Raw genomic sequence first — 23682 nt, 5'->3', positions numbered from 1 at the left:
ATCAGGCTGCCTTAGGCTTTGCCTGGACGTAATCTTGCGCCCTGCCGGGCCGAAAAAACATGGCAAGCTGCAGGCTTTCAGCAATCCGCTCAGCCTTCGCCTGAAGGGCCGCGGCTGCATCGGCGGACATCAGATCATCGGTGGTTCTTTTCCAGAGGTTCAGCCAACGGCCGAACAGTGCCGGGGTAATCCGGTCGCGATGCTTCATATGGGCAGGCACGGGCCGCCCCTTGTAGCGTCCGCTTGTCAGCATGATTGACGACCAGAAAGCCGCCAATTTCTCGAGGTGTTCGGGCCAGTCGTCGATGGCATCGTCGAAAATCAGGCCCAGCTCGGCATCGGCCCGAACCCTTGCATAAAAGGCTTCAACAAGGGTGGTCAACCCGTTTTCGGACAGATCCAGTCGTTCCATAGAGGCGACTCCAAAACATGCTCTTTTGATGCATCTATACCTCCCGTGAAAATCATGCAATATAGATGCATCATTAGGGTAATCAGATGCACCTGACGCGCTACACGGACTACGCCATGAGGGTCCTTCTCTACTTGGGACGGCAACCGGAAAAGCTGTGTTCTATCGCGGAGATATCTGGTGCCTATGCTATCTCCCAGAACCATCTCATGAAGGTGGTCAGCGATCTGGTTGGCGCAGGCTACCTGGAGAGTGCCCGGGGGCGCCACGGGGGAATTCGGCTCGCCAGACCACCGGAACAGATCAATGTCGGAGCCTTGATCCGCCATACAGAGGAGGACTTCGAGCTGGTGGAGTGCTCGTCGTGCCTCATCGCTTCAGCCTGCGGTTTGACCAGCATGCTGGATGAGGCGCTTGCTGCCTTTCTCGAGGTACTCAATGGATATACGCTTGCAGATGTCCTGGCGCGGCAACCTGATTTTTCCCGGTTCCTGCATCAGACAGCCTCATAGTGATGGGCGGTGTGCCGGCCGGTCGGTCTTGACTCAGTGGGCGATAAGCAACCATCGAAAGTGATCTTTGGCCTGCGCGAAGGTCAGATCGTCGATGGCGTGGTGAAACGCATCAAGCGATACGGCGCCTTCATCGACCTTGGCGGCCTCGATGGCCTGCTGCACATCACCAATTTGAGTTACAAGCGGCTCAAGCATCCTGGTGAGGTTGTCAAAGTCGGCGATGTGGTCCGCGTCCAGATTCTTCAAGTTGACCATGAGATGCAGCGCCTCTGGCTCGGAATGAAGCAACTGGAGAGCGATCCATGGGAGCGAGCAAGCAGCCGGTACCCAATTGGCGGCAAGGTTCGCGGCGTAGTAACAGGCGTGACCAAATACGGTGCATTTGTCGAATTGGAAACCGGCGTTGAAGGGCTCGCCCATGTTGCTGACATGAACTGGGGCAAACATTTCGCCGACCCCAGTGAGATCGTTTCAAACTTCCAGGAAGTCGCCGTCATCGTGCTGCAGGTTGACAGCGACAGGCGCCGCATCAGACTTGCGCTTTGCGGGTATGTCTGAGGCTACGATCGAGACGAGCGCATAGCCTGTGTTTGGTTGCGGGTGCGTGTATCCCAAACGACCGAACTCAACCCTTCGGCGTTGAGCCAAGAAGACTTTCTGCGGAGATGTTTTCAGGCGAATCTATGGTGCATGGTCAAGGCAACAAGGGATAGTTCGCCTCCCGCACGACCACGGGCATGATGCGGAAGGCGAACCTTCAAACCCGGATCAGGCGTTTTCAGCCAGAGCCTGGGCAATCTGGTCCTTGAGCGCGAGGCGCTGTTTGCGCAGTTCGGTTTCGCGATCCTGCGACACCGGCGCGATGTTGGTTTCCGCGCGATGGATCTCGTCGTTAACTGCGTCATAGTCCACCAGGAGCTTGGCGAACCGGGTGTTCGACACCTTCAGTGCGTGGATCTGGTCCATCTGGTCAGGAAATTCTTCGCCCAGAGTGTGGGGGGTATTCGACATTCAAATTCTCCAATCGCAATCACGGCCCGGTCTCAAATGCGGCAAGATGAATCCCTCGCGCCGCGCCGGAGCTGGCCGTTCCCTAACCCTAGGGATGGCGAGCACAGCTGTCGACGTCGCTTGAACGCCGGAAGAAATCCTGCAGGCCGGCATAGACAACGAATCCTTGCATGCCGGTTTTGCGCCGAAGGACTTCTCGTTGTCAGACAGCGGCGGCACTTGCTACCAAAGGGCAGGAGACTTGAAAGGATTATTGTCCATGCCGAATGCCGACGCCGCCCGAGCACGCCTTTCGCAACAACTCACCGAACTCGAAGGCCGGCAGCAGCGCCTCGCTCAGGATCTTGCGGAGCCCTTGAACCCGGACTCGTCCGAGCAGGCGGTCGAGATGGAGGATGACGCCTCTCTCGAAGCGCAGGCCGCGCTGGTCGCCCGCGAAATCGCGTCGGTAAACCGGGCCTTGTTGCGCATCGAAAACGGCACCTACGGCGAATGTGTTCGCTGCGGCGATGCCATCCCTCCCAAGCGTCTTGAGGCCCGCCCGGAAGCGGCACTCTGCATTTCTTGTGCAAGCAGCGAACAGTGATTTCATCCGATTGAACCGCATGATCCCAAGCCCACTTAAGCCGTGGCGTGACGTTCTGGATTTCTGGTTTCCGGAAGGGCGCAACGTTGATATGGACGCAGAAACTCATCGCAAGCATTGGTTCTGGCGAATGCAGGGCGGTGCAGATGAGGCGATCGTCGCCCGGTTTTCAGAACTGACGGTGCGTGGAGCGCAGGGCGGGCTCGATCACTGGGCAAGCGATCCGGAGGGACGCCTCTCACTGATCATTCTGCTGGATCAGTTTTCACGGTCACTCTGGCGGGGCACGACGCGGGCATTCGCGCAGGATGCTGCCGCACTGAAACTGGCGCTGACGGGCTTGGCAACTGGCCACTATGAAGCTCTCGATACGCCGTGGTTCAAGATCGCCTTCACCCAGCCACTCGGTCACTGCGAAGGCCCCGACCACCTCGATCGCATCGACCTCCTCATCCGCCTGCGCGGAGAAATTGCTTCCACCGCCCCGGAACACTTGCAGTCGATCTATCGATCCCTGGTGAAACAGGCCGAAGACGTCCGCCAGGTCGTTGCAGCATTTGGCCGTCACCCGCACCGCAATGAGATCCTTGGAAGGCAATCGATGCCTGCGGAACAGGAGTACCTTGGAAAGGGCGATTTTCCGCACCTGCGCGCATTTCAACCAGAACGCCTGTGACGGCAGGCCCGCACTGTTCTCGACCACTGCAACCTTCACGCCAAGCAAGTGGCATTTTGTCAGACAGTTCGAGAAATGACCTGTTATGGTCCCAGCATGGGCCACGGCATGAGGGGAGACGCTCTTTGAGTACAGGCACGACAACAGCGCACATCGTCGAGACCGGTGAAAGTGCTTTTGCAGTCAGCATTGATGTGTCCGGCCATCACCTCATCGGCGACGAGCCCGTCGAACAGGGTGGCGGGGACCTGGGACCGGCGCCCTATGACCTGTTGCTGGCAGCACTGGGCGAATGCACGGCCATGACGGTGCGCTGGTATGCCCGTGAGCAGAACTGGCCGCTCGAACGCGTGGAAGTCACCCTGACGCATGCCAAGGGCACGGTCGAAGGAAAGCCGGCAAAGACGGATCATTTCGCCAAAACAATCCGTGTCATTGGCGAGGATCTGTCCGATGAGCAGCGGGAAAAGCTGATCACGGTCGCGGCACGCTGCCCGGTACAGCGCACGCTGGAGGGCACGCCGGTAATCACTACGGTTGCGGCAAGCTGACGAAACCCGCACCCAGACAGGAGAATGCAGGCGATGAGCTACTATATTTCCGCCAGGTTGAAGGTCCCCTTCGATGACGCCATCGCGCGCACGGAGGCAGCGCTCAAGACTGAAGGGTTCGGCGTGATCAGCCGGATCGACATCCAGCAGACCCTCAAATCCAAGATCGACGTCGACTTCCGCCCCTATACGATCCTTGGGGCCTGCAACCCGACATTGGCGCACGAGGCGCTGCAACTGGAAGACAAGGTCGGCCTGATGCTGCCCTGCAATGTTATCGTGCAGCAGTCAGGTTCGGACGAAGTTGAAGTCGCGGCGATTGACCCGGTGGCGTCCATGCAGGCCATCAGGAATCCTGAATTGGTAAAGGCGGCCGAGGTAGTCCGGGAAAAGCTCGCGCGCGCGATCGACCGGCTGCGGCAATCCGAAATTTAGACCATCGAAAATCAGCACAGGAGGAAGAAAATGAGCGCATTGGAAAATCTGAAGACGGAACTCGCCGCGTTGCGCGATGAGGCCAAGGTGCAGGCCCATCTGGGCAGCATGGAAGCTCAGCAGGAATGGCAGGAAGCAGAAGCCAAATGGAACCACTTCGTGTCCGAAGCAGGACTTCATGAGACGGGAGAGAACATCAAGTCGGCGCTGGAGATCCTGGCTGACGAGCTGCGTGCGTCCTACGAGCGGCTGAAGAAGGCGCTCTGAGCCAATTTTTCTCGATATGGGCGTGCCGGCAACCCGCAATGCCGGCACGCCCGGTTTTCCGTCATGCGCAAGCATTGGCCTGCGCATGCGGCCGGTCCCTATGACGGCCGGCCTGGTGGGCTGCATGCGGGTTCGCCGCCATTCCCACCGCCATGCTCGATCCGCCCCGTCGTGCGGCGTCTCCCATGGTCCCCGCGCTTATCGGGTCCGGGTCCCCATCCAGCTCACTCTTGCACCGGCGTGGGTGCGGGACTGATGCTGTCGATTTCCGCGATCCGCTGGAACTCGCCAAGATATTCCTGCCGGTTCTGCGAGAGCCACCGGACAATGCGGGCGTTGCCGAGCAGCTTGGCGATGTAGCCGCGGGTTACGGTGAGATGCAGGTTGTCGAGGCCGTAGGTTTCTTCGACCGATTTGACCTGGGCCTGCAGCGCAGCCAGTTCCCGTTCCATCCGCGTCATCTGCTCGGTGCTGATAGCATTGGCGCCGTCACGCCGTTTCCTGGGTTGCTTCACCAGCTGGTTGTCAGGGGTGGCGGCCAGCAAGGCCTTGGCGAAGGGCACCGTGAAGTTGTTTTGCCCGACCATGAGGTCTGCGGCTTCGATCTGGCGAATGGTTGTCATCCGCCGCAGCTCGTCGAAAACCTTCATCGGACAGGCAACGTCCTTGAGCATCTCCACGACCTCGGGGCAGATGCCATCGAGTAGCCGGAACCGTCGGCGGATCGTGGCAATGTCTAGCCCGAGGGCTTCGGCGATCCTGGCTTCGGGCACGCCGCGCTCGACAGCCTTGACCACCATCCGGTGCTCCTGGATCGCGGCCAGGCGGTTGATCCGCTTGTTGTAGGTGTAGGTCTCATCATCGGTCGAAATCAGGCACTCGACCGTGTCGATGCCGAGATCGCGCAGGACCTCGATCCGCACATGCCCGTCGAGCAGAAAATACCGCTCCCTGTTTTGTGGATCGGGCGTGACGACAGGCGCTTCCACCAGCCCGATCGCCTTTACCGACCCGAGGATCTGGGCGTACTTCTTGCTTTCGCGGGTGTCAGGCCGGAGGGTCTTGAGCGGCACCAGCTGGTCCAGACCCAGCGTCACGCTGGTGGTCTGGAAAGCCAGCCTGACCCCGTCGTGGCCGCTGCCGTCAGTGGGCGGCTGACCGATCCGATCCTTCACGCGTCCATGTCCCCGGATATCCGCATCGCAAGGGCGCGCGGCATGGTTTCGAGCTGTTCGGCGCGCAGCAGTGTGGTGAAGCCGTCGTCGCTAAGCAGGTCCCGCAGGGCCTCGACGATGAACAGGAGCCGCGTTTGGGTGAAATCGGACTTCTTGACCAGGATGCGCTGCTTCTCGGCTTCGCGCTGATAGATCTGCATCAGGTCAGTGGAGGTCATGCGCCGGTGGGCATTGCGGCGCCCGAGGCCATGGACGGCAGCCGCCCTGCCGTTGCGCTTCATGCGCTGGTCGAGCATCCGGCGCACCGCGCCCAGCTTCTTGCCCCTGAGCTGGCCGCTCTCGTAAGCATCGATCAGCAGGTTCTGGGCTTCGTCGGTAGTGGCGCGGGCAATGTCGACTGCGAGGCTGATCGGAATGAGCCCGGTCTCGACAGCCGCCACCAGCCGGTTCTCGCCGCGCTCCAGCAAGGTGACGATCATGTTGACCCAGCTGGGTGTCACCCCGATCTTGGCGGCGATCTCGGTATCGTTGTAGCCGCGCCGGTGCAGGCTGCCGATTTCCTCCATGAGGTCGATCGGCCGGTGCTGTCGGCGCGCGATATTCTCGACCAGGCTCATCACCAGGCATTCAGCCTCGGCGGCCTCGATCACGACGGCGGGGATCTCGGTTTGCCCGAGCATCTGGAAGGCCTCGAGCCGGCCTTCGCCGCAAACCAGGTCATATCGGGGACTGCCTTCGCCGGGGCGCCGGCTGACCGTGATCGGGCGTTTCAGGCCGATCGCCTCGATGTTGTTGACGATCTCGCGGTGCTGCCGCTTGTTGCGGGCCCGCGGATTGAGCACCGTGATCCGCGAAATCGGGATCATCTCGATCTGTTGGGGACGGGCGTCCGGCATCAGACTGCCTCCACGATGCTGATCGGCGCTGCGATGTCGAAGAGATAGTCGAGCGTGTCGAAGCGGTACGCGTCGAGGCTGAGACCGTTTTCCTCGGCCAACCGCACGCGATCCGACGCCACATCAAGCCGGGGGAACAGGTAGAAATCGAGCGGAGCGCGGTTGTCCGCGTCCATGCGCACCACGATCGTGATGTCGGGCATGAGCGAAGTATCGAAGCGCAGCTTCCAGCGCAGCAGGCCCGTCGGTGTTGGCGTGCAGCGGGCAATGACAATCGACAGGCTGAACTCGTCGTTCACAACGACGCGGTCGGTGGCAAGGTCCTGCCAGGCATCGCTGCCCTGGTCGCGCAGGCCTTCAAGCACCTGCCGCAGGATATCGGGGTGCAGCCTGCGCAGGGCCCGGTTGATGGCAATGTAGCGGTAATCCCGGTCCGGGGTGAACCCGACCAGGCCGTAGGCGCGCAGCAGGCTGCCAAACCGTGAGCTGTAGGCACTGCTCGAGGGCATCCCGTCACATTCATCGATGATGATGCCCGACAGCAGCCCCTTGCGGTCATAGAGGGCCTGAAGCGCCCCGAGCATCTCGGCATCGGACAACCGAAACGATCGGGCGTGGATGATTGAATGGGCAGCATCGAACAGATCGCGCTCGACAATCCCTTCGAAGACCCCGGGGGCCCGGATCCACATGTCCGGCGCATTGCGCACCCGCTTCTTCTTCAGCTTGAACGAGCGGCGGTTCCAGACATTGTCGCCAACATATTTCTCGTTGATCAGTAGCTGGTGCACGGTACCGCGGGTCCAGGGGCGGCCGAGATCAGTCTGAATGCCCCGGGAATTGAGGTCGACGGCGATCTCCCGTTCGGTCCGGCCGTCGTGAACGAAGGCCCTGTAGACCTCCTGCACGACAGCAATCTCCTCGTCAGGGCCCGGCGTCAGGATGACACGATCGGTCTGGATGCTCTTGTGTTCGCCGCGCCCCAGAACCCCCTTGATGGTGCCGGTCTCATCGATCAGCGTTCTGCGCAGCCCGAAACCCGCCGGACCGCCCTGGCGGTAGCCTTTCTCGATCAGCCGGCCCTGACCGGCAAACACCTTGGTAGAGAGCTCCCGGCTGTACTCACCAGCCATGGCGCGTTTGACGCCTTTGACGATGGTCGAGACCGGGCTGCCGTCATTCTCGAACTGCTCGGCACAATACTGGACTGCGATGCCGGCCCGTTTGCAGATGTACTCGTAATAGGCACTTTCGTCGGCGTCCTGGAAACGGCCCCAGCGGCTGATATCGTAGACGAGAACGGTGGTGTAGTCCGTGTTCCCTGACTGTACGTCTTCGATGAGCTGCTTGAGGGCGTCGCGGCCTTCGATCTTGAGACCGCTCTTGCCCGCATCGGCATAGGTGCGGACGATCTCGATGCCTCGCGCGGCGGCGTAATGCCGGATCGCGTCGGCCTGGTTCTCAGTCGAGTATTTCTGGTGATCGGTCGACATGCGGACGTATTCGGCGGCCCGCACGGAGGGTGCAGATCCTGGGGAATCGTGCCGATCTTCCTCGTCTTGCCATTCCTTCAAGCTTCGCCCTTTCCGGTTCAGCCGCTGCAGCAGTTCAGGGCATCCACCAACTGCAGCCCGAAGCGCACCTCTGCCTACCGTTCCGCACGCACGACAATTTAGCGGTGAAGGGAACGGAGGATGTTGCCGAAAAAGGGCAGAATGTTGCACCCGTGGAACGGGCTTGCGAGGTCAGCGAAGGACTATGCGGAATTGATCGCCGACGCTTTGCGGCAGGAGCATGGCAACACCCACCGGACGGTCAAAACCATCATGGGCTGGACCGGTGCCAGCGAGCGCAGCGTGAAGAACTGGCTCAGTGGGGATTTCGGGCCAAGCGGTTATTTTCTTATGAGACTTTGCGTGAAATCGCCGGCTGTGCGGGGGCTGGTGGTGGAACTGCTGGCAGAGCCTGACATGATTGCTCCACCTCTTGGCGAGGGCTTGATCGAGGCCTTATCCGCGAGGGCGGCGAGTGCAGCTTCTTGCCCTCCGGAGTGTGCGGTCCCGGAAGCCAATAGGGACACGAACAGGGACATCATTAGGGACAGCGATGGCCCCAATAGTCACCTGCTGAATGAACGCCAGGCGTGGTTTTTGACCCGAGTCGAAAATGGGGACCACTGCCGCGCAGCCGATCTCGCTGAGCATTGGAACGTCAGCGAGAAGACGGCCCGGCGGGACATCGCTTTGCTGAAGGAGTGGGAGCTGATCTGTTTTGTCGGCACCTTGCGCCGAGGGCATTATATCGCCGTCAGGGTTCGGTAGGACACGCTCGTCAGCGCGGCATGATGTCAGATTACACCGCTGAAAGGCTGGAGTTCAGCTACCGTTTTGGGAAGTGACTGACTGGCCAGCGTGTCCAGATATTCTTCGACGCTTTTGGGAGGGTTCGTCAGCCGGGACCGGCAGCGTTGTGCTGTGACGATGACAGCCGCCTGCGCCAGCCCAAACTGGTGATGGATGAAGTCATCGGGGTGCAGCACCTCGATGTCGTACTTCTCGAGCTCCGCGGCAGGGAAATCCTTCAGATTGAAGGTGACGATAGCATCCGCGCCGCAATGAATGGCTGATGCCAGCACATGGCGGTCATCTTCGTCGGGGAGTGCCAGCGCAGGAACAAGAGCTTGGTAGCCGTCCACCAGGCAATCCATGACGGCTGCGTCCATCAGGGCGCGCGTGCGCGCCAATTGCTCCGGCGTGAGATCCGGTCGGTTCTTCAAAACATTGCGGATCCACTCATCATGGATTTCGTCCGTCCACTTCGCACGGAACAGCTGCGTCATTGCCAGCTCCAGCAGGAAATCCCGCAGTGGCGCCGGATACAATACGCATGCGTCGTAAACGACGGTGTAGCGCGAAAGCTTAATAGCCCATCCCCAACTCCTGGGCCTGTGCTGCCAGTTCGGAAAGCGCAGCACGGCGTTCCTGCTCGAACCGAGCCCTGTAAGCTTCGAGGTCGACAAATTTGACCCGGCGGTGCGTCCCTGCCTTGTGGAAGGGTATTTTCTTTTCTTCCAATAGCCGGACGAGATGAGGCCGCGACACGTTCAGAAGGTTCGCAGCCTCCTGCGTGGTCAGCTCCGCATGCACAGGAATCAGCGTTACAGCATTGCCGTTCGCCATCTCGGTCAGCAGGTGGATCAGGAGCGGCGTGACTGCTTTGGGCAACGGGAGGTCCGTCCCGTCGTCCAGGCGAACATGGACGGCGTCCTTCTTGGCACGCGCAAGCGCGCGGCTTGCGGTCGCAGCCAGCTCGCTGTCCTGTGCGTTCGGCACCACTGAGGTGTCGGCATGGTCGAGTAAGTCGGTCATGTTTGTCTCCTGTCACTCCTATCGCGCAACCAGAATACAAACGCAATAAACGAAACGGCCTTAACGGATGATGACGCCATCACCAGGGCAGGCAGGATCGGGCAGTGGCGACGCCGAGATCGGCTGGCGCTGGTCATCAGGCAACTGTGCGATTGAAGATATCTCGCCCGCTTCCGTCAATGTCGGGTCAGATTTTCAAGGTGTCTGTCGGTCTCCAACGCAAGCGCTGCAGCCCATAGGGGCGTCTTGGTGAAAACTTCCTGTCGCTCCCGCCCGCTGCCGATACGGTGCTCTTGCATAAGGCCCAACCATGTCAGCGGACGCAGCACGTGGATGTAGAAAGCTGCCCTCAGTCTATGATAATTACGCCCGTCCTCGGATCCGCTGCCAAACAGCACTGAGCTCAGGCGATCCTTGGTCGCCCCATTGTGCGCTTCCACGTTGATGACATTGAGGAAAATGTCCCAGTTCCCCACGAGGGTATCTTCATGGCGCGTATATGGGGCGTGATCGAGGGCAAGCAGGTGATCGGCCAGGACTGTCCATAGCTCCCCGGGCTTGGATTTGAGTTGTTTGCCGAGTTTTGTGCAATGCATCGCGCCCTTGGCGTGACGCACCAACTTCGCGCTGAGCAGCACGTCGTGCAAAACCATCAGCGGTGGAAAGTCCTGCTCGTTGAGGACCTTGTTGAGGTAATAAAGGTCCTCGGGCTCATAGAAAGGCCAGGCGAAGGCTTCGGCCGCCCATTGCACAAAATACCGTTTCAGCGCTTTCAAGGGCGTCAGCCCGATCGGGGCGTTGGCTTCAATGTAGTCGAGTGTCAGTCGCGCCCCTCGCAGCAACGGTGACAAGGCCAGATCTGGATTGTCGTCAGCGACAGGGGTGAACTGGATCATGCTTCCAACGGCCAGCTTTAGCCCAATGTCGCCCGCACATCGGACATGGGAATGTAAACGCGTCGGGGATTTCCCGGGTCTCCCAGCGGCAGGAAACCAAGGTCCGCGTAGAATCTCCACCGCCGGTCGAAGTGATCCCCGTCGAGCACATCGAGCACTATGGCGGCGGCACCCATCTGGTCAGCAATCCCAAGGCACCGCTGCATCGCATCAATGACAAGCGCGGTGCCAAGGCGTTTGCCCTGCATGTCCTCGCGGACGGCAACCGCCCGAATGTAGATTACCGGGACATCCGGAACTCGAGCACGCTGCCATTTCTTCGGGCCGAATTCCGCGCGCACGGCCATGGCGCCAAGCGTGTAGAAGCCGAGTACCGCGCTATCCCCGTCGGCCGTTGCGATCCACGCGGTGACCATGCCGTCCTTGACCTGGTCGGACAGGGACGATTTCAGGAAATTGTCGATCGGTGCAAAGCCACATGAAAAGGCGCTGCGGTCGTGCAGCGCCTTGTCGAATTTGGCGATTGTCAGGGCCGGGAGTTCAGCCCCGGTTTCAGCCGGCATCCTTGAGCAGGCCCTTCGTGGCCTTCGCTGCGCGGGCGAGGCCGGGGATCTTCTTGCCCGGTGCATCCACAGCGGCTTTGAACGCTTCGAATGCCGCAACCGGCAAAATCGACAGGGACATGCGTTGCTCAACTTCCTGCGCGCGGAGCAGAGCAGCCTGACGAATGAAGTCTGCCTCCTGCAGACCGGTGGCAGCTGCTGCAGCCCTGATCCGCTCTTCGTCGGCACGGTGCATGCGCACCTCTTTGCGGGCCTCCATTTTGCCCGGGGTCGGGGTAACGGTTTCCAGGGCGAACATGGTCAATCTCCTTGTTGCCATCGTGTACGGCAAAACGCCGTACACGTCAATGACGATGCTCTCGCAGGTGGCTCTGGGCCACCGGAACAGGGGCAGGACGGAATTGTGTCCCGGCGGTCACCTCTGAGTCAGCGCGAAGATCAACAAGAACCCCACAGCCACGGCCAGTGCTGCGGACTGCTGGTATTGCGTCTTTGCGGATCGGGGCAAAAGATCTGCAACAGTGAGATAGAACATGCCTCCTGCGCCGATTGCAAGGAGAATGCCCAGCACGCTCGTGGATACGTCACTCAGAAAAACCCAACCAACAGTGGCAGAAGAAAACAGGGCCAGTCCGATCATCCCGGTCCAGGCAAATATCGGCCGAGATGCATTCTCTCCTTGTTCGGCCCGTATAATTTCAGCGATGCTCATGCCCTCGACGACGTTGTCCAGCATGATGGCCGCCCCGACCATTATCCCCAAATTGGGATCAGCGGCCAGACCTACGCCGATGCTTAGCCCCTCGATAAGTTCTTCAATCGCGGTACTGCCTGCAAGCAGGGTAACCTTGGATCCTCGCGCTCGATGGATGCGATGCCGGCGGGAAAGTTTGTGCCATTCGTCGGATTCATTCCCCGCCATGAATCCATGATTGATGTAGAGATCGAAGGCATAGACGGTCAGAAAGCCTGCGACGAAGCCGACAATAGTGGGGATCTTGCCGGCAGCAGATCCAGCGCTCGGCATCATCTCGAACGCGAAAGTTCCCAACAGCACGCCAGCGGCCATACCTACCGAGATCGACAGAAATAGTGTTCCGGTCTTTCCACGGGATCCCAACCAACCGCCTAACGGCGATGCGAGGGATGCCCCGGCGGCAAGCCACAAAAAGGTGAAACTGCTATCTGCCACTTCCCCCGCCGCGATTGCGAAACCTCTCGAGGCTAGGGGGATGGATCATCTCGGCTGGCGCTGTCAAAGCAATCCACCGATGCTCGCGCGGGTCAGACGGAATTGGGCAATGCTGAGGCGCCCCGATCCCACCTGAGATGTCGCGTTGGCTCGCCGCCCCGGGGGCGTTAATTGACCTTCAGGAATCGAGAGCATAAATGTGCGACAACAACACCCCCCAGGCCTAGAGCCTCGGCTTGCCCAACACCGGGGGGTTACTTTTTTGAGGCCTCATCGAGGGATCGATGGGGCCTCATGCTTTGCAGCTGCCCCCTGAAATCGAATTACCCACACGCAGAAATCCGTCTGGAGTTTCAGTCTTGAAGCAGAAATCGTATAAAAAAGAGGCTGCGCAGTCCCGGTTTTTGATGAAAATCTGAGGCCCGAATTATCTCTCGATGGTACCAGTCAAGTACTGGGCTGGATGAGGTTGTAATATGGTCTCGTTCCCACCGCCAATACCCTGTTTGGGGCCGTTCGCACGGTTTCGCCACTGGCTTGATTTTCCTGAGTTTATCCAGCTGAGGGTTCCTGGCGAGCCGTCGCTGTTGCTCGTATCTTCCCGAAAACTGCCGTTCGTGTAGCTGAACGGGATTGCAGCGACGGTCCCCGCTACACGCCCTTCGGACTGGCTAGACGGAGGCCCCGCAGGCTATGGGTTCCGGGATGCCGCTCCATCGGACTGTTGATCCTGTGTGTGACCAGCTCCCCCGTCTCTGCGTCCGGTCAGCTGAGGCTCGTTCACCAGATCGTCGAACAACGTTCGATAATGAATCATTGCAGTGCGCAGGTCCTCAGTGGTCGCTTCCCCGCGGGAATGGCGATCCGCGATGGCGTGCGCCGTCCGGTAATTCTCCACGACCTGAGGGTGATCCACGGAGAGGTCTTCAGCACGGTGATCAAATTCCGACACCGGATAGCCACGTGCCCTCATCACTTCGCCCAACAGATCGTCTGCCCTCGTCACTGCATACTTCGGGTCGTCCACGAATTGAGCTTGGACCTGGCGCCAGGTTTCCACAAAATGCTCGCGCATATCCTCTGGCAGAGATTTTACGCTGTACGCAGCCACGCGCTTCTCACGCGTCGCCAACACGTTTTCGGCCTTTCGTTCATCGCCAACAGCTTGAACGGTCCGCTCATACTCCGGCCCGAAACGATCCTTCAATGCGGCCGTTTTGCGGCTTCGCATCCACATCCATATAGCGATAGCAGCAAGCACCACGACCGCTAGTAACAGCGCCATCTCTGTGTTGGTAAGCATCACGGACATCTCCTCATGAGGACCGACCTGGACGAACCAGCCATCCCAATTCGGGAACGATGGGGCAGGATGGTAATCATGAACGGCAGCTGTTCATGATTGTTCCGGGCTTCATCCAAGATCTGTAAGTTGGCGCGGAAAACGATCTCGCACGGCTCGGCGGGGGACTTCTAGTGACGCCGGGGCTGCTCGACTGGACGGAATCCTGTTCCATCTGAACTCGCGGACAGGCTCTAAAACGCGCCGAGCTCTGGCTCCTGCCAACAAAAGGAAGATTTGCCGAGGAACAAACCCATTTCTGAAAGGTATTGCAGGAATGGAAAATCAAGATGGGTGGTGGTTTCATCGACGCGGTGCAGGGCCGGTGGTTGCAACCGCAATTCACGATGGTCACCACGTCGGAAAGGCCGCACTTGCCGAGATGTCGCTCGATGATGCGGAGCGATTGCGCGAGGAAGATCCATTTACCGGCGAGGCGCTCAAAGATCTGCCAACATACACAGTGGCTTGCAGATCACGCTTCGAGATCGACCTTAACCGCGCCCGCAACACCGCGATCTATCGCAAACCTGAGCAGAGTTGGGGTCTGCGCGTTTGGCAGACCGAACCATCCGACGCGGTCTGCCAGGAGGCTCTCGCCTACTATGACGCGTACTATGCGCATATCGCCGCAGTCCTGGACAGCGTAGCGTCCCGCCACGACAAGTTCGTGCTACTGGATGTGCATAGCTACAACCACCGCCGTGGCGGGGCCAACGCCGCCCCTACACCGCAAGAAGAAGCACCCGACATCAATATCGGGACGATCTCGATGCCGCGTGCCGAATGGGGCTTCCTCCTCGACCCCCTGATGGACGCAATGCGTAATTACGACTTCGCTGGCCGGAAGCTGGACGTGCGCGAGAATGTCGCGTTCGAAGGCCGAGGAGAGCAAACGCGCTTCGTCCACGACCGCTATCCGGGCAGGGCCTGCGCAATCGCGCTCGAATTCAAGAAATTCTACATGGACGAGTGGACCGGCGAGCCCGATCATCGGGCCTTATCGGCGATGCGAGGCCTCCTGACGCACGTCGCCCAGACTGCCAAGACCGTGCTTGAACGGGGATGAGCACTCACGCTTCCCGCAATCCGGTCCCTGCACACCGCGACCACGAAGCCCTGATAGCGTCGTGCAACAGCGCCGATGCGCAGATCAACGATGTTGCCGGCACGTTTGACTTCCTGCTCGCGATCTCGCCCATCAACACCAACGAAGCGATGGTCGCGTTTCTCAAGGGGCACGCAGACACGGCTCCCGAATTCGCCTATCGCCCGCTTGGCTTCGACCCCGTTGCGCTCCGCCACCGTTTGCAGAAGATCGACTTCGGACAGCTACACGAGCCGCTTGTCGAAGGATTACTGCTCGAGAAGCGACGCGAACTCGATGCACAGCTGCATATGCTTGAAAGCCGCGGTGAGGCGAGCTTCAAGGAATACTCGCAAGGACTCTACGGCTCAGTGTCGGAGGAATTGCTCGCGGCGGCGAGGCAAATCCTTGCCGTCGCACTTCCGCATCGGGGGAAGCAGCAGACGGTCGGCGCCCGAGAAATCAGACACCGGGCCGAGGTGCTGATCGGGCACTATCACGCACAGGCGCCGGAGTTCGCTCCAGTAATCGAAATCCGCAATGACATCGCGGGCATGCTCGTTTCCTACCCGAAGCTGATGATCGACGAGTCCGCGAAGGTCAGCGAGCGCCGGGTCGATCCGCTGCTGTGCCACGAAGTCAGCGTCCACCTGGTCACTGGGTTCAATGGCGCGCAGCAGGGACTTTCCATTTTTTCGACCGGTCTCGCCGGGTACGAGGAAGTCCAAGAAGGCCTTGGGGTGTTCGCTGAATGGGCAGTCGGGGGGCTTACGGCCCCGCGCCTTCGGCTGCTCGCCGGACGCGTGGTCGCGGTGCACGCCATGCTGGCGGGCGCTGACTTCGTGGAGTGCTACCGGCTGCTTCATCACGAGTGCGGCATTCGCCCCCGGCGCGCGTTCGGGGTTACCGCGCGGGTATATCGTTCGGGTGGGCTCGCTAAGGACGCGATCTACCTGCGCGGGTTTTTCCGGGTGATGGAATGGGTTGCTGACGGCGGTGCCCTGGACCCATTCTGGGGCGCAAAAATCGCTATGGTCCACGTGCCCGTGATCGAACAACTGTGCGAAAGCGGGCTGCTTCACGGTGCGCGCCTGACACCTGAGTTCATGCTGCGGGAAAGCGCCCTCAAGCGCATCGATACTTATGCCAAAACCCCATCAATCGAACGTCTTTTCGACGCGGAGTAAAATATCCGATGCGCATCGCCTTCTTTGTCAACGACCTCGCGACCGAATTTGCGAATTACGCCACAACGCTGCTGGCATGGCAGGCGCGCCAGCGTGGGCACGAGGTGTTCTATGTGACCCCTGACGACTGGGTGCTTGAGTCTGACGAAACACTCCAGGCGCACGTCCGTTCAGTCCCCAAAGGCAAATCCAAAGATCACCACGAGTTCTTCAAGGTTCTCCGGTCCGACAAGACAAAGCGGGAAAAGATCGACATGTCGCAGATTGACGTCGTCCTGCTCCGAAATGACCCCGCAAACGACGCACAAGAACGACCGTGGGCGGCTGAGAGTGGCATCCTTTTCGGTCGTGAGGCAGTCAAGCGAGGGGTAATCGTGCTCAATGATCCCGACAGCCTGGGCCGGGCAACGAACAAGCTCTACTTCCAAAGTTTCCCGGCTGAGGTTCGTGCTGAAACGATCATCACCCGATACCCGGACGACATCAAGGCGTTCGCCAAGAAGCACAAGGATCAGATTATCCTCAAGCCATTGCAGGGTTCGGGCGGGTCGGGAGTGTTCAAGGTGGACTCTGGCAACAGATCGAACCTTAACCAGATGATCGAAGCGATCCAACGCGACGGCTACGTTATCGCGCAGGAATATGTCGACGCTGCGAAGAAAGGCGACATCCGCCTTTTCATGCTTAATGGACATCCGCTGGCAATCGATGACAGGTATTGCGCTCTTCGCCGCGAACAAGCCAAGGACGATATTCGCTCGAACATTCATGCCGGAGGCAAAGCCAGAGCAGTCGAGATCACGGATCGCGAACTAAAAGTTGCTGAATTGATACGTCCCAAGCTTATCGCCGATGGGATGTTCCTCGTGGGCATTGACATTGTGGGCGACAAGATTCTCGAAGTGAACGTCTTCTCTCCCGGTAACCTCGTGAGCTGTTCCGAAATGGCGGGGGTCGACTTCTCGGAGCCGATCATCGCAGCGGTCGAGCGAAAGGTGAAAGCGAAGGCCGATTATCCGCACGACTTCAGCAATCGGCATCTCGCAATCATCTAGGAATATGCGATCCCACCTGGCTTGCGCCCCAATCTTGGCCGAAGCCGACTGGAAAATGGCCGCCTGAAAGCGGACAAGATTGCGCAAATTGGCGGCGAGGGCAGGATATGGACGGCTCGTGGACGAACGGGTCATGCGATCAAATTGCGCGTTTGGTCGCATCTGTCTGCACCCAGACGCGAGAACCGCGACGACAGCGCGCTATCCTCCCGCCCATGCAGACCAGCTCACTTGACGAATGCTATCGCGAGCCAGCGAAAGAGACGCGCGGCTACGTCTTCAATCAGACTATGCTGCGGGTAAAGGATCCTGCGGTCTCGGTGGCATTCTACCGCGATGTCATGGGTATGCAGCTGGTGAAGGCCATCCCGTTCGAGGCTTTTTCATTCACGCTGTACTTCATGGGGTATATCGATGGGCCGGCCGATTATCCGACCACCGACGATGGGCGCTTCGTGCACGCTTTCGGGCAGCCCGCCATGCTCGAACTGACCCATAACTGGGGTACTGAAAACCAGTCAGGCCCCGTCTATCACGATGGCAATTCCTCTCCACAGGGCTTTGGTCATATCGGCTTTTGCGTCCCCGACGTCGAGGCAGCCTGTACGCGGTTCGAACAACTGGGCGTGGAGTTCGTCAAGCACCCGGATGATGGCAAGATGAAGGGCATCGCCTTTATCAAGGACCCGGACGGATACTGGATCGAAATCCTGAGCAGCAGCAATATCGCCGGTGTAGTCGCATCGGTTTCCTGAACTGGCACTGGAAGGGAGTGGAGAAATGAATCGCAGCTTTTCGCCGGCAGAATGCCGCGCCGTGGAACTCGACAAGGTCGCCTGGGTCCCTTTCCCGGACGCGCTGAGCGAAGGGGGGATACGCTGGAAACTCCTCAACGTGGCGCCTGAGCTCGGATCATGGGCCGCGGTGTTCGATTGTCCGGCAGGGTCCTCGTTCAACAGTCATCATCACATCGGGCCGGGTGAATATTATCTCACCAAGGGCCGGATGGAGGTGCGCGGCGGTACTGATGATGGCGGCGACACCGTTGTCGCGCCGGCCTATGGTTACGAGGCGACCAGTGCGTTCCATGGCAAGACCTATTTTCCTGAGGACTCCGAGTTCTACATGACTTTCCTTGGCCCTTTGCAGTTCGTCAACGAGCCGGGGGGGCAGACCCTGGCGCTCGTTACCTGGGACGTTGCCCAGGCGGCGTGGGAGGCATCGCAGGCTGCCTGACCCGGACGAACCATTGCGGCGGGCCCTGCGTGCCGTCGTCGGGGCCGCGCACGTACTGCACGATGATGCGCGCGTAGGCCAGTATACCACTGGTTACCGTCACGGGTCCGGTCGGGCAGCGGCGGTCGCGCTGCCCGGCAGCCTGGTCGAACTATGGCAGTGCGCCGTCTGCTGCGCGCGACATGGTGCAATCATCATTGTCCAGGCAGCCAACACCGGCCTCACGGGTGGCTCGACCCCTGACGGCGCGTATGATCGACCGGTCGTGGTCATCTCGACCGAGCGGCTTGGCGGTGTTCACCCGATTGCCAATGGTGAAGAAGCGATTTGTCTTGCCGGGAGCACGCTGACCGAGCTGGAAACTGCAATTTCCCGGTTTGGCCGCGCACCCCATTCTGTGATCGGATCAAGCTGCATTGGCGCCTCGGTCGTCGGGGGTATTTGCAACAACTCGGGCGGGGCGCTGGTCGAACGCGGCCCGGCCTTTACCGACGAGGCCTTGTTCGCGCGCATTCGTAGTGATGGTTCGCTGGAACTGATCAATCGCCTCGGGATCGCGCTCGATGGCGAACCGGAATCGGTGCTGCGCGCTGTTGAGGCTGGCACATTCCCCGAGATTCCGCGCCGACAGAAACCAGTCTCGCATTACGAGCACCATGTCAGGCAAGTGGAGGAGCCGAGCCCGGCGCGTTACAACGCCGATCCCCGCGGTCTCCGTGATGCCTCCGGGAGCGCCGGCAAGGTGATTGTGTTCGCCGTACGCGTCCCGACGTTTTCCTTACCAAACAAGGAACTGACCTTCATTGTCGCGACTGATCAGGGCGACGCCTTGGCCGACCTCCGCCGGGCGCTTCTTGATCCGGGAGTGCCATTGCCGAAGCAGTGCGAATATCTTCATCGCGACGCGACTTCGCTGGCGCTTGCATACGGAAACGACGTGACCGTGCTGCTGCAACTGTTCGGAGCCGGGGCCATGCCGAAGGTGCTCCGGCTGCAGCGGCGCCTGGGTACCGCCATCGGCAAGCATGCCACCCACAGGCTGGCGCACCTCTTGTCACGCGTGGCGCCCCATCCATTGCCGCGGCGTTTGCGCGGACTGTTTGCCAGCTATGAACATGTCCTTCTTTTGACGGCAGTTGACGAAGCGATCGGACCGGTGCGCGCGCTTCTGGAATCGCACAGCCCAAACCTCGTGGTGACGGAACTGGATCCATCGGAGGCTGCTGCAGCCATGCGGGTGCGCTTTGCCGTGGCGGGGGCGGGAGTACGGTGCCGCGACCTTCTGGCCGATGGAGGCGACCTGGCTGCGCTCGATATTGCTCTCCCGCGCAACAGGCGCGATTTCAGGCTTGAACTGCCGCCTGCACTTGCCGCTCAGGTCAAGCTGCGCGCTGATTACGGGCACTTCCTGTGCCACGTTTTCCATTGCGATTTTCTGCTCAAACCGGGGGTCGAACGCTGTGCATTCGAGGCAGATGTCAAAACACTTGTCGAGGCTCTGGGCGGCCAGATGCCTGCGGAACACAACTTTGGTCACCTCTACAAAGCACCGCCCCACGTTGTCGATTTCTACCGCCAGCTTGATCCGACCAATTCGCTTAACCCTGGCATCGGGGGCACGTCCAGGATGCGCAATTGGGCGTGATGTGAGGGCTGCGATTTGCCGAAGGCCGGAATTGCGCGCACAATGTCCGCCGACGATTCGTTCGGCATCGGCTTCCTCCCGGGGGCCTGGTTGACAGAAATGCCGGACGAATTGCGGGAGGATGCCATGGCTCATAAGGTTGACGCCGCTTTTGCGTCTGCATCAGGTGCATCGCGAACTCTTGCCGAGAACTACGACGATTGGGTCGACAAACTGAACCGAACTTTCGGCAAGTGGCAGGCGAACCAGCCGTCCCAGCAGCAGTTTGCGGCAGACATCCGGCTGCAGACCTTGCCTGGCATCGCTCTGGTTGATTGTCGTTGCGACCCCTGCGGAGCCAACCGTTCGCGTCGTGACACGCAGGACGTCGATCAGGAGCAACTGACCATCCAGCTTGTATTGTCGGGGCGTGAATACATGCGTCTGGGTGACCAGGAAGCAATGCTGAGTTCGGGCGATATCTTCGTCTGGGACAACACCCAACCGATGCAGTTCGAAGTTCTCGAACCGCTCCACAAGCTGTCGCTGGTAATGCCTCTGCAGCGCCTCAAGGACTGGATACCGACCGACTGGCGGGAACTCCCACGTCATCTTCGCGGCGGTGAACCTGGCACAGAGCTGTTGGCCGACTATGTGCGGTCAATCTCTCGGATCGACTATTCCCACAGCCCCATGCGCTACAATGCGCTGATTGAGGCTGCAATTGCCATGCTTGTTGCGCCGATCCCGGCCCGGCCCTCCGAGGGCAACCACCGGCTTGCACAACTCGAACTGGTCAAATCGCGGATCCTGCGGCGGCTGCGCGATCCGGAGCTGAATCTCAATGACATTGCAGCGGAATGCCGGATCTCGCTACGCTACCTCCATTGGCTGTTCGAGGCCGATGCCTGCACGCCGTGGCGTTATGTGGTTGGACAACGTCTGGAAGGGTGCCGTCGCGACCTGGTTAATCCGGCCTTCGCCCACCGGAGCATTACCGACATTGCCTTCTCCTGGGGTTTTTCCAGCGTCGCCCATTTCGGCCGCAAATGTCGGCTCGAATTCGGCATGACACCGAGTGAACTGCGCACTCAAGCCATTTCGACCCATTAAGGTCTGCGCTATCCTTCACTTTTGCGCTCGCCAGATTGCACGCACTGTGCAGCGCGACCGGCGTCAATGCGCCATTCTCTCCCTAAACACGGTCAGGGAGAGAACCATGTCACGCACGATCGCACCGCGTTGCCGCACGCAGCCGCTCTGGGCACTTCGAAGCGCGACGGCGCTGCCGTTGCTTGCACTCGCTCCGGCGGCCCCGGCACTGGCACAGATGGCAGATGCGGAGGCAGGGCGCGCCGAATCCAATCCGGGCATCATCATCATCGTGACCGCCCGCAAGCGGGAGGAGTCTACCCTCGAGGTTCCGGAAACAGTCACCGCATTCGGCGAGGCTCAGCTTGAGCGCGCCAACATCCAGGACATTGATGACGTCGGACTTGCGGTGCCCAACTTGCAGCTGAGCACCCGCACCGACGGTTTTCCCAACGTTACCGTGCGTGGCCTGGGCGGCTTCGGAAACACTCAGGGCGTCGGTTTCTATCTGGATGACGTCCAGCTCTATGCCGACGCGTCTTCGCGGTTCGGCGATCTGGAACGGATCGAGGTGCTGAAGGGCCCACAAGGCATCCTCTATGGCGGCTCGAACATTGGCGGGGCAGTCAAGTTTGTCACCAAGCGCCCTGACCCTGGCCAGTTCTATGGCGAGGTCTCAGTTCGTGCGGGCAGCGACAGTTACTACGATGGCCAGGTCGAATTGAACCTGCCGCTGGGCGAAAGCTGGGCGATGAAACTGTTCGGTTATGCCGAAACTGACGACGGTTTTCTCATCAATCCGCGCACGCCCCGGCAGAACGGACGCCGGGCTGATGCCAGCGAGAATAACGGGAAGCGGGAGCAATTCGGCGCGCGGATGGCGCTTTATGGCGATCTGGACGGGGCGGAAATCTATCTGACCGCGCGCTACAACGAACTGGATGCTCCGAATGATCCCTGGATCCGGGAACTGGACGGCAATTTCAACTACAGCCGTCTGGTGGATACCAGCTACAACCCGCGCAACAAGCGGGAGACCTTCGGCCTGACTGGCCATATCGACATCCCGGTGGGCGATATGGCCATCCAGTCGATCACGTCGTGGTCCGAGACACAGTCCCGCCGGGAAACCGATCTCGACATCCTTCCGGAATTTGTCCTCGATCTGTTTCGGCCTGAGGATTTCACCGCATTCACGCAGGAACTGCGTCTGTCATCGGACGATTCCGGGCCGTTCGTCTGGCAGATCGGGGGGTATTATTCGAAGGTTGACCGCGATCTCGACAGTGTTCTGATCATCCGCGAGGCATTCTGTTACCTTGATCCCGGCACTTGTGATCCGCTGAGCCAGCAAGACGACATCGTGCTGGCTGAGGTCCCATTCGAAATCAGCCGCCGCAAGCGCGAGCAGATCGCCGGCTTTGTCAACGCCTCCTATGAACTGGGCAGCGGTTTCGAACTCGGGGGAGGGCTGCGGATCGACCGGACAAGTTCCCGCCGGGCCAATCTCGATACCGGGCTTTCAGGGGTTGCCGAGGAAACAGTGGTTCTGGGCCGAGCCTCGTTATCATGGTCAAACCCGGATGAGACATCGCTGGTCTACATCAACGTGTCGCAAGGCTTCGAGCCGGCCGACTTCTCGCTGACCAATCTCACGGGCGCAGGCACGCTCCTCGGCTACGATAAGGAAACCGCAGACCAGATTGAAATCGGCTACAAGGGGCGTCTTCTGGACGACGCCCTGGTCTTCACAATTGCCGCTTTCTACATCGACTACCGTGACCGCCAGTTCGAACTTCAGGCGCTGGACCCGGCAACCGGCGGGTTTGTCGAAGGCGTCGTCAACGTGGGCGATTCAACGCAGAAGGGCATCGAGTTCGATTTCACCTGGGCGCTGGCCGAAGGGTTCACCATGTCAGGTGGAGCAGGCTGGATCGACGCCGCATGGGATGATGGTGTCGTGTCCCCGGTCACCGGCCGTGATCTTTCCGGTTTTCAGCCGCCCAACGTCTCCAAATTCAGCGCCAGCGGAGCACTGGATTATGACGGGAGCCTCGGCGCCGGTGAATTCTTCTTGCGAGCCCAAGGGCGCTACAAGGGAGCAAGCACCACCAATGCCCAGTTCTTCGATACGCCCGGCGATGCCTATCCGATCTTCAGGAACCCGGCCTACTTTGTGGCGGACCTTTCCGCCGGGGTTGAATTCGGTCCGCTGAAAGCCGGGTTCACGGTCGAGAACCTGTTCGACAAGCGCTATTTCAACGATGTGCAGGAATTCCCCAATTTTGCAGGCGGGCTCAACCCCGGGGAACCGGGCAATATCGTCATCGGAACGCTAGGTCAGGTCCGCCGGGTGATAGGCTCGGTCCTCTACGCTTTAGGGCTCTGGCAGAGCAGGTGCACCGTCAACGGCCATCCCAGACGCCCCCGATTGCTGCACCGTTCCGGGCCCGCATTCCGGTCTGCGGAGTAGCCGGACGCCAGCTACCGAGGGTTAAATCGCGCGATTTTTCTGA

Annotated in this window: 28 protein-coding genes; 16 read left to right on the top strand and 12 right to left on the bottom strand. The window is 60.0% G+C overall.

The features are described 5' to 3' along the window. Nucleotide 1: 1 nt before the first annotated feature. Nucleotides 2-412, bottom strand: coding sequence for a group III truncated hemoglobin (locus tag U4960_RS13250; protein ID WP_324261106.1), 411 nt, complete (start codon nt 410-412; stop codon nt 2-4). Nucleotides 413-498: 86 nt separating this feature from the next. Between U4960_RS13250 and U4960_RS13245 the strand changes: the two genes are divergently transcribed. Together U4960_RS13245 and U4960_RS13240 are read left to right on the top strand one after the other, a co-directional pair. Continuing rightward, nucleotides 499-924 carry an RrF2 family transcriptional regulator gene (locus tag U4960_RS13245; RefSeq protein ID WP_324261105.1) on the top strand — a complete coding sequence of 142 codons (426 nt, stop codon included), beginning with the start codon at nt 499-501 and terminating at the stop codon, nt 922-924. Nucleotides 925-984: 60 nt separating this feature from the next. Continuing rightward, nucleotides 985-1485, top strand: a complete 501-nt coding sequence (locus U4960_RS13240) for a S1 RNA-binding domain-containing protein (protein WP_324261104.1) — start codon at nt 985-987, stop codon at nt 1483-1485. Nucleotides 1486-1695: 210 nt separating this feature from the next. Here the strand turns inward: U4960_RS13240 and U4960_RS13235 are convergent, their stop codons facing one another. Beyond that, nucleotides 1696-1938, bottom strand: coding sequence for a YdcH family protein (locus U4960_RS13235; RefSeq protein WP_324261103.1), 243 nt, complete (start codon nt 1936-1938; stop codon nt 1696-1698). A 259-nt stretch (nt 1939-2197) separates the two neighbouring features. Between U4960_RS13235 and U4960_RS13230 the strand changes: the two genes are divergently transcribed. The 5 genes from U4960_RS13230 to U4960_RS13210 all read left to right on the top strand — a co-directional run bounded on the left by U4960_RS13230 (nt 2198) and on the right by U4960_RS13210 (nt 4453). Next, entirely contained in the window at nt 2198-2524 is a 327-nt protein-coding gene (locus U4960_RS13230; RefSeq protein WP_324261102.1) for a TraR/DksA family transcriptional regulator, read from the top strand. Nucleotides 2525-2543: 19 nt separating this feature from the next. Then, on the top strand, nt 2544-3200 hold the full coding sequence (locus tag U4960_RS13225; protein ID WP_324263109.1) for a DUF924 family protein: 657 nt from the start codon (nt 2544-2546) through the stop codon (nt 3198-3200). A gap of 125 nt (nt 3201-3325) precedes the next feature. Beyond that, nucleotides 3326-3751, top strand: a complete 426-nt coding sequence (locus tag U4960_RS13220; protein ID WP_324261101.1) for an OsmC family protein — start codon at nt 3326-3328, stop codon at nt 3749-3751. Nucleotides 3752-3775: 24 nt separating this feature from the next. Next, nucleotides 3776-4186: a DUF302 domain-containing protein gene (locus U4960_RS13215; protein WP_324261100.1), complete on the top strand. Its 411-nt coding sequence runs from the start codon at nt 3776-3778 to the stop codon at nt 4184-4186. Between the two features lie 30 nt (nt 4187-4216). Beyond that, nucleotides 4217-4453: a hypothetical protein gene (locus U4960_RS13210; protein WP_324261099.1), complete on the top strand. Its 237-nt coding sequence runs from the start codon at nt 4217-4219 to the stop codon at nt 4451-4453. A gap of 224 nt (nt 4454-4677) precedes the next feature. Here U4960_RS13210 and U4960_RS13205 read toward each other — a convergent pair whose 3' ends face one another. Genes U4960_RS13205 through U4960_RS13195 form a run of 3 tightly spaced genes read right to left on the bottom strand, consistent with a single transcriptional unit; the run spans nt 4678 to nt 8041 of the window. Continuing rightward, nucleotides 4678-5628 carry a plasmid partitioning protein RepB C-terminal domain-containing protein gene (locus U4960_RS13205; protein ID WP_324261098.1) on the bottom strand — a complete coding sequence of 317 codons (951 nt, stop codon included), beginning with the start codon at nt 5626-5628 and terminating at the stop codon, nt 4678-4680. Next, a complete protein-coding gene (locus U4960_RS13200; RefSeq protein ID WP_324261097.1) occupies nt 5625-6524 on the bottom strand; it encodes a plasmid partitioning protein RepB C-terminal domain-containing protein in 900 nt (299 codons plus the stop codon). Before U4960_RS13200 ends, U4960_RS13205 begins: the two co-directional genes overlap by 4 nt. Then, nucleotides 6524-8041: a recombinase family protein gene (locus tag U4960_RS13195; protein ID WP_324261096.1), complete on the bottom strand. Its 1518-nt coding sequence runs from the start codon at nt 8039-8041 to the stop codon at nt 6524-6526. Before U4960_RS13195 ends, U4960_RS13200 begins: the two co-directional genes overlap by 1 nt. Nucleotides 8042-8218: 177 nt before the next feature. Here U4960_RS13195 and U4960_RS13190 point away from each other — a divergent pair, with 177 nt between their 5' ends. Further along, nucleotides 8219-8845, top strand: a complete 627-nt coding sequence (locus U4960_RS13190) for a DeoR family transcriptional regulator (protein ID WP_324261095.1) — start codon at nt 8219-8221, stop codon at nt 8843-8845. A 26-nt stretch (nt 8846-8871) separates the two neighbouring features. Here U4960_RS13190 and U4960_RS13185 read toward each other — a convergent pair whose 3' ends face one another. The 7 genes from U4960_RS13185 to U4960_RS13155 form a co-directional block, all read right to left on the bottom strand. Beyond that, nucleotides 8872-9498, bottom strand: a complete 627-nt coding sequence (locus U4960_RS13185; protein ID WP_324261094.1) for a PIN domain-containing protein — start codon at nt 9496-9498, stop codon at nt 8872-8874. Continuing rightward, nucleotides 9443-9892 carry a helix-turn-helix domain-containing protein gene (locus tag U4960_RS13180; RefSeq protein ID WP_324261093.1) on the bottom strand — a complete coding sequence of 150 codons (450 nt, stop codon included), beginning with the start codon at nt 9890-9892 and terminating at the stop codon, nt 9443-9445. The genes U4960_RS13185 and U4960_RS13180 overlap by 56 nt, the downstream gene beginning before the upstream one ends. A gap of 176 nt (nt 9893-10068) precedes the next feature. Next, nucleotides 10069-10788, bottom strand: a complete 720-nt coding sequence (locus U4960_RS13175; RefSeq protein ID WP_324261092.1) for a hypothetical protein — start codon at nt 10786-10788, stop codon at nt 10069-10071. Nucleotides 10789-10805: 17 nt separating this feature from the next. Beyond that, nucleotides 10806-11351, bottom strand: a complete 546-nt coding sequence (locus tag U4960_RS13170; protein WP_324261091.1) for a GNAT family N-acetyltransferase — start codon at nt 11349-11351, stop codon at nt 10806-10808. Next, nucleotides 11341-11649, bottom strand: a complete 309-nt coding sequence (locus U4960_RS13165; protein WP_324261090.1) for a DUF1778 domain-containing protein — start codon at nt 11647-11649, stop codon at nt 11341-11343. Before U4960_RS13165 ends, U4960_RS13170 begins: the two co-directional genes overlap by 11 nt. A gap of 117 nt (nt 11650-11766) precedes the next feature. Further along, the gene (locus U4960_RS13160) at nt 11767-12543 is read right to left on the bottom strand and encodes a ZIP family metal transporter (RefSeq protein WP_324261089.1); all 777 of its coding nucleotides are present in this window, start codon (nt 12541-12543) and stop codon (nt 11767-11769) included. Between the two features lie 691 nt (nt 12544-13234). Next, a complete protein-coding gene (locus U4960_RS13155; protein WP_324261088.1) occupies nt 13235-13849 on the bottom strand; it encodes a hypothetical protein in 615 nt (204 codons plus the stop codon). A 313-nt stretch (nt 13850-14162) separates the two neighbouring features. On the opposite strand from U4960_RS13155, the gene U4960_RS13150 reads away from it, so the two are divergent. From U4960_RS13150 to U4960_RS13115, 8 genes are all read left to right on the top strand, one after another. Next, nucleotides 14163-14954: an N-formylglutamate amidohydrolase gene (locus U4960_RS13150; protein WP_324261087.1), complete on the top strand. Its 792-nt coding sequence runs from the start codon at nt 14163-14165 to the stop codon at nt 14952-14954. Next, nucleotides 14951-16159 carry a flavohemoglobin expression-modulating QEGLA motif protein gene (locus U4960_RS13145; protein ID WP_324261086.1) on the top strand — a complete coding sequence of 403 codons (1209 nt, stop codon included), beginning with the start codon at nt 14951-14953 and terminating at the stop codon, nt 16157-16159. Before U4960_RS13150 ends, U4960_RS13145 begins: the two co-directional genes overlap by 4 nt. 8 nt (nt 16160-16167) lie before the next feature. Beyond that, nucleotides 16168-17214, top strand: coding sequence for a glutathione synthetase (locus U4960_RS13140; RefSeq protein WP_324261085.1), 1047 nt, complete (start codon nt 16168-16170; stop codon nt 17212-17214). Nucleotides 17215-17429: 215 nt separating this feature from the next. Next, entirely contained in the window at nt 17430-17969 is a 540-nt protein-coding gene (gene gloA / locus U4960_RS13135) for a lactoylglutathione lyase (protein ID WP_324261084.1), read from the top strand. A gap of 25 nt (nt 17970-17994) precedes the next feature. Further along, on the top strand, nt 17995-18450 hold the full coding sequence (locus U4960_RS13130) for a cupin domain-containing protein (protein ID WP_324261083.1): 456 nt from the start codon (nt 17995-17997) through the stop codon (nt 18448-18450). Beyond that, nucleotides 18350-20095, top strand: a complete 1746-nt coding sequence (dld, locus tag U4960_RS13125) for a D-lactate dehydrogenase (protein WP_324261082.1) — start codon at nt 18350-18352, stop codon at nt 20093-20095. Before U4960_RS13130 ends, dld begins: the two co-directional genes overlap by 101 nt. 42 nt (nt 20096-20137) lie before the next feature. Beyond that, nucleotides 20138-21187, top strand: a complete 1050-nt coding sequence (locus U4960_RS13120; protein ID WP_324261081.1) for a helix-turn-helix domain-containing protein — start codon at nt 20138-20140, stop codon at nt 21185-21187. Nucleotides 21188-21293: 106 nt separating this feature from the next. Continuing rightward, nucleotides 21294-23639, top strand: coding sequence for a TonB-dependent receptor (locus U4960_RS13115; protein ID WP_324261080.1), 2346 nt, complete (start codon nt 21294-21296; stop codon nt 23637-23639). The last annotated feature ends 43 nt before the right edge of the window (nt 23640-23682 follow it).

The organism is Altererythrobacter sp. H2 (assembly GCF_035319885.1).
GTDB lineage: Bacteria > Pseudomonadota > Alphaproteobacteria > Sphingomonadales > Sphingomonadaceae > 34-65-8.
The sequence above is the reverse complement of the archived record's forward strand: the minus strand, read 5'-3'. Positions and strand labels throughout refer to the sequence as shown.

Bases quoted from the DNA above. Each gene is read 5' to 3' on its own strand.
- U4960_RS13215 (WP_324261100.1), top strand. From the start codon at position 3,776: ATGCAGGCGATGAGCTACTATATTTCCGCCAGGTTGAAGGTCCCCTTC.
- U4960_RS13165 (WP_324261090.1), bottom strand. From the start codon at position 11,649: ATGTTCGCCCTGGAAACCGTTACCCCGACCCCGGGCAAAATGGAGGCC.
- U4960_RS13235 (WP_324261103.1), bottom strand. From the start codon at position 1,938: ATGTCGAATACCCCCCACACTCTGGGCGAAGAATTTCCTGACCAGATG.
- U4960_RS13115 (WP_324261080.1), top strand. From the start codon at position 21,294: ATGTCACGCACGATCGCACCGCGTTGCCGCACGCAGCCGCTCTGGGCA.
- U4960_RS13210 (WP_324261099.1), top strand. From the start codon at position 4,217: ATGAGCGCATTGGAAAATCTGAAGACGGAACTCGCCGCGTTGCGCGAT.
- U4960_RS13250 (WP_324261106.1), bottom strand. From the start codon at position 412: ATGGAACGACTGGATCTGTCCGAAAACGGGTTGACCACCCTTGTTGAA.
- U4960_RS13190 (WP_324261095.1), top strand. From the start codon at position 8,219: ATGTTGCCGAAAAAGGGCAGAATGTTGCACCCGTGGAACGGGCTTGCG.
- U4960_RS13150 (WP_324261087.1), top strand. From the start codon at position 14,163: ATGGAAAATCAAGATGGGTGGTGGTTTCATCGACGCGGTGCAGGGCCG.
- U4960_RS13225 (WP_324263109.1), top strand. From the start codon at position 2,544: ATGATCCCAAGCCCACTTAAGCCGTGGCGTGACGTTCTGGATTTCTGG.
- U4960_RS13170 (WP_324261091.1), bottom strand. From the start codon at position 11,351: ATGCCGGCTGAAACCGGGGCTGAACTCCCGGCCCTGACAATCGCCAAA.
- U4960_RS13230 (WP_324261102.1), top strand. From the start codon at position 2,198: ATGCCGAATGCCGACGCCGCCCGAGCACGCCTTTCGCAACAACTCACC.
- U4960_RS13145 (WP_324261086.1), top strand. From the start codon at position 14,951: ATGAGCACTCACGCTTCCCGCAATCCGGTCCCTGCACACCGCGACCAC.
- U4960_RS13180 (WP_324261093.1), bottom strand. From the start codon at position 9,892: ATGACCGACTTACTCGACCATGCCGACACCTCAGTGGTGCCGAACGCA.
- U4960_RS13130 (WP_324261083.1), top strand. From the start codon at position 17,995: ATGAATCGCAGCTTTTCGCCGGCAGAATGCCGCGCCGTGGAACTCGAC.
- U4960_RS13200 (WP_324261097.1), bottom strand. From the start codon at position 6,524: ATGCCGGACGCCCGTCCCCAACAGATCGAGATGATCCCGATTTCGCGG.
- U4960_RS13175 (WP_324261092.1), bottom strand. From the start codon at position 10,788: ATGATCCAGTTCACCCCTGTCGCTGACGACAATCCAGATCTGGCCTTG.
- U4960_RS13245 (WP_324261105.1), top strand. From the start codon at position 499: ATGCACCTGACGCGCTACACGGACTACGCCATGAGGGTCCTTCTCTAC.
- U4960_RS13120 (WP_324261081.1), top strand. From the start codon at position 20,138: ATGTCCGCCGACGATTCGTTCGGCATCGGCTTCCTCCCGGGGGCCTGG.
- gloA (WP_324261084.1), top strand. From the start codon at position 17,430: ATGCAGACCAGCTCACTTGACGAATGCTATCGCGAGCCAGCGAAAGAG.
- U4960_RS13140 (WP_324261085.1), top strand. From the start codon at position 16,168: ATGCGCATCGCCTTCTTTGTCAACGACCTCGCGACCGAATTTGCGAAT.